Source organism: Sphaerobacter thermophilus DSM 20745 (assembly GCF_000024985.1).
In the GTDB taxonomy this organism is placed as follows: Bacteria; Chloroflexota; Chloroflexia; order Thermomicrobiales; family Thermomicrobiaceae; genus Sphaerobacter; species Sphaerobacter thermophilus.
On the sequence record NC_013524.1, the window covers coordinates 1,224,757 to 1,239,278 of the forward strand.

The 14,522-nt window shown below is 69.2% G+C and carries 14 protein-coding genes; 8 read left to right on the forward strand and 6 right to left on the reverse strand.

Annotated features, from left to right (window positions below; translation table 11 throughout):
• The first annotated feature begins 9 nt into the window (after positions 1 to 9).
• From STHE_RS17485 to STHE_RS17500, 4 genes are all read left to right on the forward strand, one after another.
• The gene (locus STHE_RS17485; RefSeq protein WP_012873936.1) at positions 10 to 987 is read left to right on the forward strand and encodes a proline dehydrogenase family protein; all 978 of its coding nucleotides are present in this window, start codon (positions 10 to 12) and stop codon (positions 985 to 987) included.
• 228 nt (positions 988 to 1,215) lie between these two features.
• Complete coding sequence (locus STHE_RS17490) at positions 1,216 to 2,124, forward strand: dihydrodipicolinate synthase family protein (RefSeq protein ID WP_012873937.1); 909 nt, start codon at positions 1,216 to 1,218, stop codon at positions 2,122 to 2,124.
• Positions 2,125 to 2,149: 25 nt separating this feature from the next.
• Entirely contained in the window at positions 2,150 to 3,151 is a 1,002-nt protein-coding gene (locus STHE_RS17495) for a proline racemase family protein (RefSeq protein ID WP_012873938.1), read from the forward strand.
• A gap of 48 nt (positions 3,152 to 3,199) precedes the next feature.
• Positions 3,200 to 3,937, forward strand: coding sequence for an HAD-IA family hydrolase (locus STHE_RS17500; RefSeq protein ID WP_012873939.1), 738 nt, complete (start codon positions 3,200 to 3,202; stop codon positions 3,935 to 3,937).
• 96 nt (positions 3,938 to 4,033) lie between these two features.
• On the opposite strand, the gene STHE_RS17505 is transcribed toward STHE_RS17500, so the two are convergent.
• Positions 4,034 to 4,933 carry a lytic transglycosylase gene (locus STHE_RS17505; RefSeq protein WP_012873940.1) on the reverse strand — a complete coding sequence of 300 codons (900 nt, stop codon included), beginning with the start codon at positions 4,931 to 4,933 and terminating at the stop codon, positions 4,034 to 4,036.
• A gap of 517 nt (positions 4,934 to 5,450) precedes the next feature.
• On the opposite strand from STHE_RS17505, the gene STHE_RS17510 reads away from it, so the two are divergent.
• On the forward strand, positions 5,451 to 5,774 hold the full coding sequence (locus STHE_RS17510) for a hypothetical protein (protein WP_012873941.1): 324 nt from the start codon (positions 5,451 to 5,453) through the stop codon (positions 5,772 to 5,774).
• A 249-nt stretch (positions 5,775 to 6,023) separates the two neighbouring features.
• Here the strand turns inward: STHE_RS17510 and STHE_RS17515 are convergent, their stop codons facing one another.
• Positions 6,024 to 6,620: a GNAT family N-acetyltransferase gene (locus tag STHE_RS17515; RefSeq protein WP_012873942.1), complete on the reverse strand. Its 597-nt coding sequence runs from the start codon at positions 6,618 to 6,620 to the stop codon at positions 6,024 to 6,026.
• Positions 6,621 to 6,742: 122 nt separating this feature from the next.
• On the opposite strand from STHE_RS17515, the gene ribA reads away from it, so the two are divergent.
• Both ribA and STHE_RS17525 read left to right on the forward strand, forming a co-directional pair.
• Complete coding sequence (ribA, locus tag STHE_RS17520) at positions 6,743 to 7,432, forward strand: GTP cyclohydrolase II (protein WP_012873943.1); 690 nt, start codon at positions 6,743 to 6,745, stop codon at positions 7,430 to 7,432.
• Between the two features lie 43 nt (positions 7,433 to 7,475).
• Positions 7,476 to 8,312, forward strand: coding sequence for an LLM class flavin-dependent oxidoreductase (locus STHE_RS17525; RefSeq protein ID WP_012873944.1), 837 nt, complete (start codon positions 7,476 to 7,478; stop codon positions 8,310 to 8,312).
• A 21-nt stretch (positions 8,313 to 8,333) separates the two neighbouring features.
• On the opposite strand, the gene STHE_RS17530 is transcribed toward STHE_RS17525, so the two are convergent.
• From STHE_RS17530 to STHE_RS17545, 4 genes are all read right to left on the reverse strand, one after another.
• Positions 8,334 to 8,780, reverse strand: coding sequence for a DinB family protein (locus tag STHE_RS17530; RefSeq protein ID WP_012873945.1), 447 nt, complete (start codon positions 8,778 to 8,780; stop codon positions 8,334 to 8,336).
• 37 nt (positions 8,781 to 8,817) lie between these two features.
• Entirely contained in the window at positions 8,818 to 9,675 is an 858-nt protein-coding gene (locus STHE_RS17535) for a VOC family protein (protein ID WP_041400524.1), read from the reverse strand.
• A gap of 115 nt (positions 9,676 to 9,790) precedes the next feature.
• Positions 9,791 to 11,569 carry a glycosyl hydrolase gene (locus tag STHE_RS17540; RefSeq protein WP_041400526.1) on the reverse strand — a complete coding sequence of 593 codons (1,779 nt, stop codon included), beginning with the start codon at positions 11,567 to 11,569 and terminating at the stop codon, positions 9,791 to 9,793.
• A 137-nt stretch (positions 11,570 to 11,706) separates the two neighbouring features.
• On the reverse strand, positions 11,707 to 12,570 hold the full coding sequence (locus STHE_RS17545) for an HAD family hydrolase (protein ID WP_012873948.1): 864 nt from the start codon (positions 12,568 to 12,570) through the stop codon (positions 11,707 to 11,709).
• A gap of 139 nt (positions 12,571 to 12,709) precedes the next feature.
• Between STHE_RS17545 and STHE_RS17550 the strand changes: the two genes are divergently transcribed.
• Positions 12,710 to 14,476 (forward strand): thiamine pyrophosphate-requiring protein, encoded by a 1,767-nt coding sequence (locus STHE_RS17550; protein ID WP_012873949.1) that lies wholly within the window; start codon positions 12,710 to 12,712, stop codon positions 14,474 to 14,476.
• Positions 14,477 to 14,522: the final 46 nt, after the last annotated feature.

Below are 14,522 nucleotides of genomic sequence, written 5' to 3' on the forward strand. Positions count from 1 at the left end.
GGCGTTGTCGTGACGGCGCATGGATCGTCGACACTCGGGGAGAATCCCCTCGGCCAGGTTTCGGCCTCGGTGAACCTGGTGTTCCGCAAGGGCATCCTCATGGCCACGTCGAACCGGTGGGTGTCACGGTTCGTGCGCCGGTACGGTATGCGCTTGGGCGCGGGCCGCTTCGTCGCGGGCGAGACCTTCGACGAGGCGGTCCCCGTCCTGCGCCGGCTCAACGAGCAAGGGCTGCGGACCAACACGACCCTCCTCGGCGAGGGGGTGCGCGACGAGACCATGGCCCGCGGCGTGGCCGATACCTACTGCGACGTGCTCGATCGGATCGCCGCCGAGGGGCTCCAGACGAATATCGCGCTTAAGCTGACGCACCTGGGGCTCGATCTCGGGGAGGATATCGCGTACGAGAACGTGAAGCGGGTGGTCGCCCACGCCGCAACCGTGGGCAACTTCATCCGCATCGACATGGAGGAGTCGGCGCGCGTCGACGCCACGCTGGCGATCTACCGTCGCCTGCGGGCCGACGGGTTCGACAATGTCGGCACCGTCCTCCAGGCGATGCTCTACCGCACCGCGCGGGACCTCGAGGACCTGCTACCGCTGAAGCCCAACCTGAGGCTGGTCAAGGGGGCGTACCTGGAGTCGGCGGACGTCGCCTACCAGAAGAAGAGCGAGGTCGACCGGAACTACCTGTACCTCGCGGAGCGGATGCTCGACGAGTGCAGCTTCACCGCGATCGCCACGCACGACGAGCGCATCATCGCGCACGTGATCGACTACACCAAGCGCCACGGCATCGGGTCGGATCGCTTCGAGTTCCAGATGCTCTACGGGATCCGGCCGCAGTTGCAGCGTGACCTCGTGCGGCAGGGCTACCGGGTGCTGGTGGCGACGCCCTACGGCAGCGAGTGGTACTTCTACCTCATGCGCCGGCTGGCTGAACGTCCGGCGAACCTGCTGTTTGTGCTCCGCGGGCTGGCGCGGTAGATTGCCGAGGCGGCGAAGCGTTCTCAGCCTCATGTGACTAGCCACCCTCTAGACGCGAGCGTGTACAGGCGGGGCGGGATATCCCCCCGCCTGCGTGTATAGCCCTTGCTCGGGGTGCCGGGTGGGGACGAGAATGCCCCGTGCGGGGACGGTGTGCTGCGCGGTGCAGAGGCGCCCGTGCGCTGTGGCTGATCGACCAGGCCTGTGGGCTGGGAAGGACGTGATCCGATGCCTGGACTCCGTGGGGTGTACAACATCCTCTCGACACCGTTCCGCCCGGACGGGGCAATCGACGAGGCGAGCCTGCGGCGGCTGACCGAGGCCACCATCGGCATGGGGGTCGATGGAATCACCATCCTCGGGGTGGCTGGTGAGGCGCAGAAGCTGCTGCAGGAAGAACGCCGCCGGCTGATTGAGATCGTGATGGAGGTCACCGCCGGACGGGTACCGATCATCGTCGGCACCTCGCACGACGGGACCGAGGCGACGATCGCGGCCAGCCGCGAGGCCCAGGCGGCCGGTGCGGCCGGGGTGATGGTGGCGCCGCCCACCTTCCTGCAACCCGGTCCGGCCCTGACCCGGCACTACGAGCGCGTGGCCGCGGCGATCGACATTCCGATCGTGCTGCAGGACTTCCCGCCGGTCAACGGGGTCACCCTCTCGCCGCGGGCCATGGCCGACCTGGTGCGTGCCGTGCCGGCCATCACCACGATCAAGCTGGAGGACCCGCCGACGCCGCAGCGCACGGCCCAGACGCTGCAGCTGCTGGAAGGGCGGGCCACCATCGTGGGCGGGCTCGGGGGCATGTACATGCTGGATGAGCTGCGGCGCGGCGCCAGTGGGACGATGACCGGCTTCGCCTACCCGGAAATCCTGGTCCGGATCTGGCGCGCCTGGGAGTCGGGCGATCGCGCGGAGGCCGAGGCGACCTACTATCGCTACCTGCCGCTGCTGGTCTTCGAGGGACAGCCGAAGCTGGGCGTGGCAATCCGCAAGGAGATCCTGCGCCGCCGGGGGTTGATCGACTGCGCAGTGCTGCGAGAGCCGGGCCCGCGCCTCGACGACGGCATACGGGAGGATCTCGAGGCCACGCTGCGGGCGCTCGCGATCGACGACGTGTACCCGCCGCTCGGCTAGGGTCGGCGGACCGAAGAGGGGACAGATGGCCGGACGCCGGATAATCACCACCATCGATGCCCACGCGGGCGGGGAACCGCTGCGCGTGGTGACGGCGGGGCTGCCGCGGCTCAAGGGCGCGACGATGCTCGAGCGGCGGCGGGAGATGCGTGACCACCACGACGCGGTGCGGCGCATCTTGATGTGGGAGCCGCGCGGTCACGCCGACATGTACGGCGCTATCCTGACGCCACCGGTGACGCCCGAGGCCGACTACGGCGTACTCTTCATGCACAACGAGGGGTACTCCACCATGTGCGGCCACGGGATCATCGCCCTGACCACGGTGCTGCTGGAGACCGGCATGCACCCGGTGGCCGGCGAGGAGACGGTCATCCGCTACGACAGCCCGGCCGGGCTGATCACGGCGCGCGGGACCGTCGTTGATGGCCGAGTCCGGCAGGTGGCCTTCGAGAATGTTCCCTCCTTCGTCTACGCCCCGGCGGTCGAGGTCGAAACGCCATATGGGACATTCCCGGTGGCGGTGGTCTTCGGCGGCGCCTTCTACGCCCTGGTCGACGCCAGTGTGGCCGGGCTGGAGGTCCGGAAGGAGCAGGTACAGGACCTGATCGCCTTCGGCATGGCGGTCAAGCACGCGGTCGAGGCGCAGCTCGACGTGGTCCACCCGCTCGAGCCGGAACTGCGCGGGATCTACGGCACGATCATTTGTGGGCCGCCGGTTGACCCCGCGGCGCACGGGCGCAACGTGACGATCTTCGCGGACGGTGAGGTGGACCGTTCGCCCTGCGGCACCGGCACTGCGGCCCGCGTGGCGTGGCTCTACGCCAATGGCCAGCTCGGTCTGGGCGAGCCGTACGTGCATGAGAGCATCATCGGCAGCCACTACACGGCGCGGGTGCTGCGGGAGACCCAGGTCGGCGACATTGCCGCGGTGGTGCCGGAGATCGCGGGCCGCGGCTACCTCACCGGCTTCCATACCTTCGTGGTCGAGGAGGACGACCCGTTCGCCGGCTTCCTGGTGCGGTGAGGCGGCGTCGCCTGTCACACCACGCATGACGGACAGGAGGAACGCCCGATGTCGGCACCGTGCTTTGCGTTCGACCTGGTGACGTTCGATGTCGGGCGGACGCTGCTCACGTTCCGGCCGGACCTTGCGCGCGCCTACGCCGAGGTGCTGGCGGAGATTGGCTTGGAGGTCGATGAGGCCCGGCTTGAGGCCGCGCTGAGCGCCGAGTGGGATGCCGCTGCGCGGCGCCGGGCGGCGAGCGTGCCGCCGGACCACCGCGTCAGCGCCGCGGCCGGGGATGAGCGCCGCCGCACGTTCGTCACCAACGTGCTCCGCAACGCGGGCGTCCCCGATGCCGACCTGGAGCGCAGCGTGGCGGCGGTTCGGGACGCCTACGACACGCCCCGCATGTATCACGTCTACGACGACGCCATGCCCACCATCCGCGGGCTGTGGGACCGCGGGCTGAAGCTCGGGGTGATCGCCAATGCCCGGCCCACCATCTCCCGCGTGCTCCTCGCCCTGGGCTTCGGTGAGTACATCGGCTTCTGGGTCATCTCCGAGGTCGTCGGTGTGGAGAAGCCGCACCCGGCCATCTTCGAGCGGGCGCTGGCCCTCGGTGGGTCGGAGCCCAGCCGTGCGCTCCACGTCGGGGACGACTACGAGCGGGACTTCCTGGGCGCGCGGGCCGCTGGGATGGAGGCGGTCCTGCTCGACCGGGACGGTAGCGGGCCGGAGCGGGACGCCGAGGGGCGCCCGGTGCCGTCCATCCGGCGACTCGACGAGTTGCTCAACATGATCGGCTGAGCACGGTAAAACCCGGGGAAGCGAACGGGCCGGGATCGAGCACGCGGGAGTGCTCGCCCGGCCCGTTCGGGTGTGCTGAATTCCGCCCCGCGAGCGCTACCGGGGCGGGACGCCATGGTGAGCGATGTAGTCGCGGATGGCGAAGATGTTCTGCACGTAGCGGTTCGTCTCCTCGAGGACGCCGGTTCGTGCGACGCTGCCCGGACCCTGGTAGTACCCCGCCAGCGCCAATTCGAGCGAGCCGCCGAAGTGGTTGATGAGCCAGTGGAGGTAGGCGGTCCCGGCGAGCACGTTGTCTTCGACGCTGCCACGGATGTCGAGGGGGCGTCCAACCACGAACTGCGAAACCCAGGCACCGGTTTCGGGCAAGACCTGCATGACTCCGATGGCGCCGGATGAGCTGACGACGTGCTGCTGCCAGCCGCTCTCCTGCCAGGCGAGCGCCTGGACCAGGAGCGGGTCGAGCCCATATTCGTTCGCATAGCGCTCGATGAGCTGCCGCACGTCCTGCGTCGACCAGTTCGCCCCGGCCGCCCCGGTGGACAGGGGTACCGCACCACCCGGCAGGGTGAGCGTGTGTCCGGCGTAGATGCGGTTCGCGTCGGAGATCGCCGGGTTGGCCGCCAGGATCGCGTCCACGGTGAGGCCGCGGGCGACGGCGATGCTCCAGAGCGTGTCGCCCGGTTGGATCGTGTACGTCTCGGTCGGCGCGGGCTCGGAAGCTGCCGTGGGGGCTGCGGTCGGCTGGGCGGTGTCGTCATCAGCGGTGGGGATGATGAGCTGCTGCCCGGCATAGATCAGGTCGACGTTGGCGATGCCGTTGGCCTGGGCGATGGCGTCGATCGTCACGCCGTAGGCCGCTGCGATGCCCGTCAGCGTCTCCCCGACCATGATGGTGTGCCGCTGTGCCGCGCTGACCGGCAGACTTCCGAGAAGCGCGGTTGCGGCCATCGTCCCCGCGATTGCCGTCATCCGGCACCAGCGTGGAATCAACATATCTTCCCTCCCGACTCGTCCGGTTGCGTATTCGGGTTGCCGCACCGGCTTCCATACGGACACAGTGTACAGACACCACCAGTCCTTGTCAAAGTTTGTCAGTGAGGCACATTGACCCGCGGTCACACCGAGAAATGGACCTCGGAGGCGCCTGCGGGCGCTGAGTTGGACTCGACGGCGGGATCGGCATGACGACCGGTCAGTGATCGGCGCCCATGGACCTCGGACGTGCCCCGCATGGTGTTCTTGCCCGGTACTCCGGCATGTGCGGACTGGTACCGATGGCGTCGATGCGGTGCCGGGTCGGCACGGGCGGTGCCGGATGGGACGGATGTCCCGGTACGGCGCGGCACTGCCGTACCGCGTCGGGAGGTCGATCGGCTATCGCCAAGGTACGGTTTGCCCGAGGCGTTGGGAATGTCGTCACGTCGGGGTTCGGGACTGGTGCGTGATATGGTCGCGGCGGTCGTGGCGGGATACTGATGGTGAGCGAGATCCACCGGGGAAGGGAGGCGAGATGAAGCTGACGCTGGAGGTGCTGCTGGCGATCGCGCTGGCAGTGGGCGTCTGCAGCATCGTCCTTTCATCGGTACTGGACCGGCGCGGGCCGTACCTGCTGACGGTGTCCGGAGCGCGGAACGGGGTCCTGCTGGCGCGGGTGGTGCTCTGGTCGCTCGCGGTGCTGGCCGGCGTCGCGGCCTGGTTCGCCGTCTCCTGGGCGATGCCGAGCGTCGTCGCGGTCGCGCTCTTCTTCGCTCTGGAGGCGGGGCTGCTCGACATCTGCACCAACCGGGTCGAGTTCGTCTACAGCGTCGCCACGACTGATCACAGGTTCCGATAACAGAGCCAGGCCGACATCTCAGGCAATGCCACCCTGAGCGAAGCCGGGCAGGCGGAGGCGGAGAAGCATCACGCTGCCGGTGGTTCCAAGGAAGAATCCTTCGCTTCCGCCGCCCGCCACCCTGCGCCGGGCGGCTTAGCTCAGGATGACGCCGAAACGAGGCATCACCCGCGCTTCGTTTGACGCGGCGGTGCGGTGTGCGAGGCCGCACCGCCGGTGTCTTCAGAGGCGTCGCACCCCTGCGGCGCGCTAGTCCCTGGTGCCTCCCGGGCGTGCCTCGTCCTGCTGCCAGAACTCGTCCTCCAGGATGCTCATCAGAATCTGGTCGTGCCACACCCCGTCGCGGTACAGGTCCTCCCGGAGCACACCGTCCTCGCGGAAGCCGCAGGCGACGTAGGCGCGACGTGCCGCCTGGTTCTCCGCGACCACACAGAGCCACACTTTATGTAGTCCAAGTCCACCGTAGCTGGTAGGGGTGAAGGCGTGTCGCAGGACGACGCGCAGTGTCTCCCGGGCGTAGCCTTGCCCCCAAATGTCGCGCTCGCCGATCATCAGAGCCAGTTCAGCCTTGCGGTGCTCCGGGTCGATCCCGAAGAGGGTGACGAAGCCAATCCGGTGGCGCCGCTCATCGCGTATCACCCAGAGCAGGGCTCCCTCGCGCCGATTGCGTGCGAGCCATGCTCGCATCTCCGCGCGCGTTGGCACGACTTGTGTGATCCAATAGCGCGTAACGTCCGGGTCGGACCGCCAACGGCGCACGTCGTCGAGATCGGCCTCCCCCAGCGGGGTGAGCGTGATGCGGTCGCCCTGGAGGGAGGCTGGCTCAGGCGGGGTGCGCGCGACCATCGTGGGTACCTCCTGATTCGCTCCTCGCGGTAGGATCGGTTCGGGGGTGTCCCGTCGGCTGGGCCGCTTGGAGTGTATCCGGTCGGACCCGGCCCGAGCCGAGAACCGGAGGGAACAGCGGTATGCATGTGAACGGATGGAGCGCCGACGCGGCGCCGGAGCCGCTTGGGATCCAAATCGCGGCGGAGGCAGACCTGCCCACGCGGTTCGGGCGCTTCCGTGCCGTCGCGTTCAACGACGTGCACGATGAACGGGAGCACGCCGCCTTCGTGCGCGGTGACGTGCGCGGGGCAGAAGGGGTGCTGGTGCGGCTCCACTCCGAGTGTCTCACCGGGGACGCCATCGGCTCGCTGCGCTGCGACTGCCGGGACCAACTCGAAGCCGCGCTGCGGCTGCTCGGCCAGAGTGAGCGCGGCGTCCTCCTCTACCTGCGGCAGGAGGGGCGCGGCATCGGCCTGACCAACAAGATCCGAGCCTACGCGCTCCAGGACCGCGGCCTCGACACCGTAGACGCGAACCTGGCACTTGGCTTCCACGACGACGAGCGCGAGTACGGGGCGGCGGCGCGGATGCTGGCCGCGCTCGGGGTCCGCTCGATCCGGCTCTTGACGAACAACCCGGCGAAGATCGAGGATCTGGCGCGGCACGGGGTGCGGATCGTCGAGCGGGTGCCGCTCGTGATCCCGCCAAACGAGTACAACCGCTTCTACCTGGAGACCAAGGCGCGACGCTCCCACCATATGCTGGAGTGGGACGACGAAACCGCCCTGGAGCAGGACGACGTCCCGTTGATCGGTGAGGATAGCCACTAGGGGAGCACGTGCTCCCGGGGTGAGGACGGGAAGCGAGGGCGACATGGCGGGAAGCAGGCGGGGGTTCGGAATCGCCGCGGCGGTGCCGGCGGAGGTGACGCGGGCGGCAGCGGCCGAGGCCGAGTCGCTCGGCTACGATTCGTTCTGGGTGAACGACACGCCGCAAGGGGACGGGCTGGCCGCTCTGGCTGAGGCGGCGCAGGTGACGGAGACGATCGCGCTTGGCGTCGGGGTGATCGCCCTCTCGCGGCGGAGCCCGAGCAGCATCGCGGCGCAGGTCCTTGGTCAGTCGGGCGCGGCGGACGTTGAGGGTGACGCCGGGACCAGTCTCCCGCTTCATCGCCTGCTGCTCGGCGTTGGCAGCGGCGCGGGTGGCCCCGGAGCACTGGCGCGCGTGCGCGACGGCGTGCAGGCGCTGCGGGAGGCGCTCGACGCGACGATCTACATCTCCGCACTGGGCCCGAAGATGTGCCACCTGGCGGGGGAGGTGGCCGACGGTGTCCTCTTCAACTGGCTCACGCCGGAATATGCCCGGCGGTCGGTCGAGTGGGTCCAGGCCGGCGCGGCGAAAGCAGGCCGGCAGACCCCGGCACTGGCGGCCTACGTGCGCGTGGCGCTAGGCGACGATGCGGCGAGGCGCCTCACGGAGGAAGGCTCGCGGTACGCCCGCATCCCGGCTTACGCCGATCACTTCCGTCGCATGGGGGTTGCACCGGTTGACACCTGCATCGCTGCGTCGTCGGCCGAGGCCATCCAGGAAGCGCTGGCAGCGTGGGACGGCGTGCTCGACGAGGTGGTCGTCCGCGCCATCACGCCGCACGACACCGTGGAGGAGACACTGGCGCTGGTGCGGGCCGCGGCGCCGCTGCGGGCGAGGTAGGCAGGACCGAGACGCTGCGGGCTAGCTCTCCCCGCGCGCCTGTCGCAGGTGCGCGGCGTCGTGGTCGACGAGTCGTTCCACCAGATCCTCGACGCTTACCTCGCCCCACTCGTCGTGGATGCCGGTCCGCTCCCAGTCCTTCAGCGCGAGGTTCATCAGGAGCGAGAGCGTCTCCCCGCGCTCGTGGGCGAACTCGTCCAGCACCGCGTGCAGGTCCTTGGAAGCGTAGTCGTGCTCCCGCGCCGCGCGGTCAGGGTCGAAGCGGCGCAGGTAGGCACCCTCTCGGGCGAGAATCTCCTGGATCCGACCGCGGTAGAGTCGTTCGACGTCCACCAGGTGGGCGACGATCTCAGCCAGCCCCCAGTGTTCGTTGGAGCGAGGCGCCCCCTCGGCCTCCGGCGCCAGTGCGACCAACTGCTGCGGCGTCTCGGACAGCGCGTCGATGAGCTCGCGATAGACGTCCTGCATGTCGGAGGTCCTTCCGTCTGGGGGCGCGCCCCAGGCCTCAGCCCGCCGCGGCGTCGGTCAGGTGCCAGGTCACGCCGAACGGGTCACGGAAGACGAAGGAGTGCGGCCGGTCGTCCGTCACCGGGAACGACCGGATCAGCGCCTGGGCACGGATGGTCAGCAATGTGCCGGGTGAGACGCGCAGGCTCACGTGGTCCAGCCGCGGCTCGGTGAAGATCGCCCCGCGGCCCGCTTCCCGCAGCACCAGCGAGAGCGGTGGGTGGCTGAGGTACACCAGATCGACGTACACCCCCTGGCGCAGCCCCTCTTCCCAGTCGTAGTCGGACGGGAGCCGCACCCAGTTGCCGTTCTCGCGGTGGGCCCGCAGCACCACGTCCATCTGGAAGAAGTCCCGGTAGAACTCCTCAGCCTTCCGGATGTTGGCAACCCGGATCGCCAGATGGTCGATCGCCTCAATGACCAGCGAGCGCTCGGCCTGGCTCACCGGACCTTCCGGGGCGGGTGAGAGCGCATACGGCTGGAGGACCGCATCCGTCGTCTGCAGTGCCGACCCGGGCTCGCCCTGAACCCTGCTCGCCATCTCGTCGTGCTCTCCCTCGATCAATGCCTTGAGCCCGGCGGCATCGGTGTCCGCCAGGCGAAGCCGCTCGCCGCCGAAGAGTTCGAACCGGGCCTCGGCCGCCTCCGGCTGCTCCACTTGCCACTGGTAGATCGCGTCGATGATGTCGTGGGCGTGGGCGACGACGGTGATCTCGGCGCGCTCCTCGCCGGGCCGGCGGACGGCGATTGCCTCGGCGTAGGGGGTTCGCTCGACGACAGCCTGCGCCTCCTCGGCGAGCGCCTCCGGCACCTCCAGAATGAAGCGATAGGTCATCGTGTCGTCACTCCGCGCCACATTCCCCCGATCCTCGGGGCCAACCAGCCACGGACGGACAGCCGCCGGGCCGATCCGCCCGGCGGCATTGTAGCATCCCCCTTCGCGATCGGACGGCCGGGATCGCGTGACCGAATCAGCGGTACCAGCCTGATGTGCTGAGAACCTGATTGCCGAGGTGCCCAAGGAGGACCTCGTAGGGCGTCCCCTTGTTCTCCGGGTGCCACTCAAAGCGGGCGCGTTCGAAGTACTGCACCGTACGGCCGTTCTCAGTGATCTCGCCGCTGATCGGGTAGCCAAACATGGCGAGGCCGCCGTTCTTCTCCCAGTAGTCCTTGAAGCCGAACGAGATGTAGTGCCCGGTCTCCGGGAAGTAGCGGCGCCCCGGCTCTTCCTTCTCGGGGGGCGGCTCGGCCGGGAACTCGCGCCCGCGCGTCACGTAACGGCCGAGCAGACCGAACTGCACCTCGTAGGGCGTGCCGCGGAACTCGGGGAAGTACTCGAACCGAGCGCGCTCGAAGTACTGCACGGCGCGGCCTTGGACGTAGAAGACCTCGGTCTTCGGGAAGCCGAACATGGCCAGCCCGCCGTACTGCTCCCAGTAGCGGAGGAACGGGTCGCGCAGCGTGTGACCCGTCTCCGGGAAGTAGCGGACGCGCTCGCCGATGTCGGGCGGGGGCGGAACCGGCGCGGTCGGCGCGCGGTCAGGCCGGGCGAGCGACTGGTAGACGCTGAACGCAGGCTTCCTCGGCCAGGGCGTGGCGTCCGGGCCGTAGCGCTGCGAGGAGTCGCGCAGGCGGACGAGGCCCCAGTTCGCGTAGGTGCCGCCGCCGCCGAAGTCCTCGTACTTGAACCAGAAGACGCGCTCGACGTAGGGCGCCTGGTCGCGCAGCGTGGTGTAGACCGCGTACAGGTAGTCGGCCTGCTCCTGCTCGCTGGCGGTCGGGTCCATGATCCCGAAGCTGGTCCACTCGGGTGGCTCGGCGGGCCAGCCGATCTCCGTGACCCAGATCGGCGTGGTGTCGCCGTACGACTCCTGAAGGCTCCGCAGCTCCTCCATGTGGGCCAGCAGTTGTGTCGGATTGAGGTAGTAGGGGTGGATGGAGATACCGTCCCACGGGTAGCGGCCGTGCTCCTTGACGTAGCGCTTGACCGCGGGCGACTCGTAGACCTTGCGCATCCACTCGAAGTGCTCGTCGCGGCCGTTCTGGACGTCGTGGTCGTGGAGCAGGCTGCCGGCTATGAATTGCACACTCGGGTGAGCGGCCTTCTCGTTGGTGTAGATGTCGGTGACGATCTGCCCGTAGATATCGGGGTTCACCGCCTTCTCACGGCCGTTCGTCTCCCAGTGCAGGAGCTGGTTGGCGTTCGGCTCGTTCAGAATCTCGTACGCCTCGATGGCGTCGCCGTAGTGGTCCAGAATCTCGTGCACGCGCTGGACGTAGGTTCGGCTGTACAGGTTCCTGCCGTCGGAGTCGGGCTTATCGTTGATGTGCTTGAACTGATAGGTCTTGTCGAGATCGGCCACGATGCCGGTACCGAGGACGGCCAGCGTCTTCAGGCCGTAGCGCGGCGCACTGTCGAGGAAGTACCAGTCGTGCTTGGCCCAATCGATCCGACCGGGCCCGACCGGCTCGTCGTACTCGGCGTGGAACTCAACCCGGACCCAGCGCGCCCCCATCTCGGCCATACCGGCGTGAAGGTTGTCGAGGAATGTGCGGTTGACGTCGTTGGGGAACTTCTCCGGATTGGTGTTGTACTCGTACCAGGGATCGCGGCCGACGATACCGAAGAAGTCCTGCGGGTCAGACAGATCCCGTGCGGCGGCTGGTTCCGGAAGGCTCAACGGGAGGATCGAGACGACGAGGAGGATGAGGCAAACCCGGACACCGCGCGCAAGAGCGCGTGGCTTCACGATGCGAACCCTTCCCATTCCCATCCCAAAGTGCGACCCGATGGCGGGGATACCCGCCATTTCCCTAAACGCGCGGCACCCCGGAAGGTTCCGAGTGGGTGGTGTGCCGGGGAGCGTGCCGCGCGGCGGTAGGCGTGTCAAGACCGCCGCTGTTCACGGCCGTCGAGCCGGGCGAGGACGAAGCGCTCGATGGCCTCGGCGACGCCGTCTTCGTCGTGGCCTCGGACGACGACATCGGCACGGGCCTGGACGTGCTCCGGCGCGTTGCCCATCGCCACGCCCAACCCGGCCGCCTCCAGCAGCGGCAAGTCGTTGTCGCCGTCGCCGACGGCCACCACGTCCGCCAGCGTCAGTCCCAGGTCGGCCGCGAGCTTGGCCACCCCACTCGCCTTGCTCACACCCGGCATGTGGAGGTTGGCCGCCCAGAGGTTGGCCGGACCCCAGGGGCCGTGGTGGTAGGCCGGGATGCCGAGCTGGTTTGCCAGCTCCGTGGTCACCGGCCGAAGTCGCTCGTCGCTGCTGAAGAGGTCGACGGTCAGGACGTGCTGCTGCTCCGGGAGTGCCGACCAGGGGAGGCGGATCGTCTCCTGCACGCGCGGGCCGACGTAGCCCGCGACGGCTGCCTCCGACTCAGGCGGGAGATCGTCGGGCAGGATGATGCGCTCCCCGGCCTGCGGCCCCTGCAGCAGGACGGGCGGCAGACCGGCCTCGCGCGCCGCGGCGATGACCTTCTCCAGGACGTCCCGGGTGAAGGGGGTCTCGTGCAGCGGACGGTCTTCCTCGGTGCTCCAGACCAGGGCGCCGTTGTAGACCACCAGGGGCAGATAGATCCCCAGATCCTCGACGACCGGGCGAGTCGAGCGCACCCGCCGGCCGGTCGCCAGGGCGACCTCCACGCCGCGTGCCCGTGCCTCGGCGATCGCCTCCCGCACGGTGGGCGTGACGATGTCCGAGGGATCCAGCAGGGTTCCGTCGATATCCAGTACCAGTAGTCGCGCCATCCATTCCTCCCGCAGAGCCGACCAGCAGCCACCGTGAATCGTACACGCCCGGCGTCGGGGATGCCCGGCACGGGCCGGGAGTGGCGCGAACACCTATAATGCGAGCCGAATGCCACACGATCGAGAGGAGGCGCAGGGAATGGCGACGACGCAACCCGGTCCCGGAACTGCCGGGCCGGCAGTGACGCGGGTGGATGTCGGCGAGGCCGCGGAGGGGTACGTCGAGGCGCTGATCGCGCAGGGTGTGGAGTGCCTGTTCCTCAATCCCGGGACGGACACCTTCCCGATCCAGGAGGCACTGGCCAAGCTCGAGAGCCTGGGCCGCCCTGTCCCGCGCACGGTGCTGTGTCTCTTCGAGACGGTGGCCCTGGCCGCCGCCCACGGCTACTACGCTGCAACGGGGCGGCCGCAGGCGGTGCTGGTCCACGTCGATGTCGGCACCCAGAACCTGGGCGGCATGGTGCACAATGCGCAGCGCGGCCGCGCCGGGGTGGTCATCGCCGCGGGGCGTGCGCCGTACACCACGGACCCGGCCGTGCGCGGCAGTCGCGACAACTTCATCCACTGGCTCCAGGAGCAGTCGGACCAGGACGGGATCGTGCGCAACTACGTGAAGTGGGACTACGAGATGCGGCGCGCCGACCAGGTGGGTGAGGTGGTCGCGCGCGCCTTCCAGATCGCCGCCAGCGACCCGCCGGGGCCGGTCTACCTGACGCTGCCGCGCGAGCCGCTGATGGAGCGCGTCGGAGCGATCGACATCTACCAGCCGGAGCGCTTCCGCCCCGTGCACATCGGTGCGGGCGACCCGGAAGCGCTGCGCGAGGTGGTCCGGCTCCTGGTGGCCGCCGAGCGACCCGTCGTGCTGACCGGGACCACGGGACGGACGGAAGCGGGGTACCGGGGACTGGTGCGGCTGGCGGAGCTACTCGCGCTGCCGGTGGTGGACTGGCGCGAGCGGGTGAATTTCCCTGCCGACCACCCGCTCCACCAGGGCGATGACCCGGGCACGCTGCTGACCGAGGCGGACCTTGTCCTCGTCCTCGACCAGGACGTGCCCTACATCCCGACGCGCATCCAGCCCGCCCCGGGTGCGACTGTGGTGCAGATCGGCCTCGACCCGATCAAGGAGCGCGTCCCGCTCTGGACGTTCCCGGTGGATCTGCCGATCCGGGCCGACACCGGCCGCGCGCTCGACCTGATCGCCGACGAGGCGACGAACCTGCTGACGGCGTCCGACCGGGAGCGCATCGCGGCGCGGCAGGATGCCCTCGCCGCGCGCCACGAGCAGCTCCGGGAGGCGTGGCAGGAAGCAGCGAGAGCCGCACGGCAGCGGCCGATGGGAGTCGCCTGGGTGGGCCACTGCCTGGGGCAACTGCTTCAAGAAGCGCCGGACTGCCTGGTCGTCGACGAGATGGTGACCAGCAACCGCGCCGTCTGGCAGCAGGCCCCGGCGCGGCAGCCGGGCACCTGGTTCGGGAGCGGTGGCTCGGCGCTCGGCTGGGGCCTCGGGGCTGCGCTCGGGGTGAAGCTGGCGAATCCGGACCGGCCGGTGCTGTCGCTCGTGGGGGACGGCTGCTTCGTCTTCGGCGCACCGCTGGCGGCGCTCTGGGCCATGCAGACGCAGTCGGCGCCGGTCCTGATCGTGGTCCTGAACAACTCCTGCTACAACGCCACCAAGCGCCCGCTGGTTGCCAACTACCCGGAGGGCTACTCGGTGCGCGAGGATCGATTCGTCGGCATCGACCTGCTGCCGGCGCCTCGGTACGACAAGATGGCCGAGACGGTCGGTGGCTACGGGGAGCGGGTCGAAGACCCGGACGAGGTCCTGCCGGCGCTGCGGCGTGGCCTGGAGCGCGTGCGCGCGGGCCAGACGGTGGTGCTCGACATGGTTCTGGCGCATCCGTAGCGGGCGTCATCGTCATGCGTCATTCTCCCCTCTCCCCTGGTGGGAG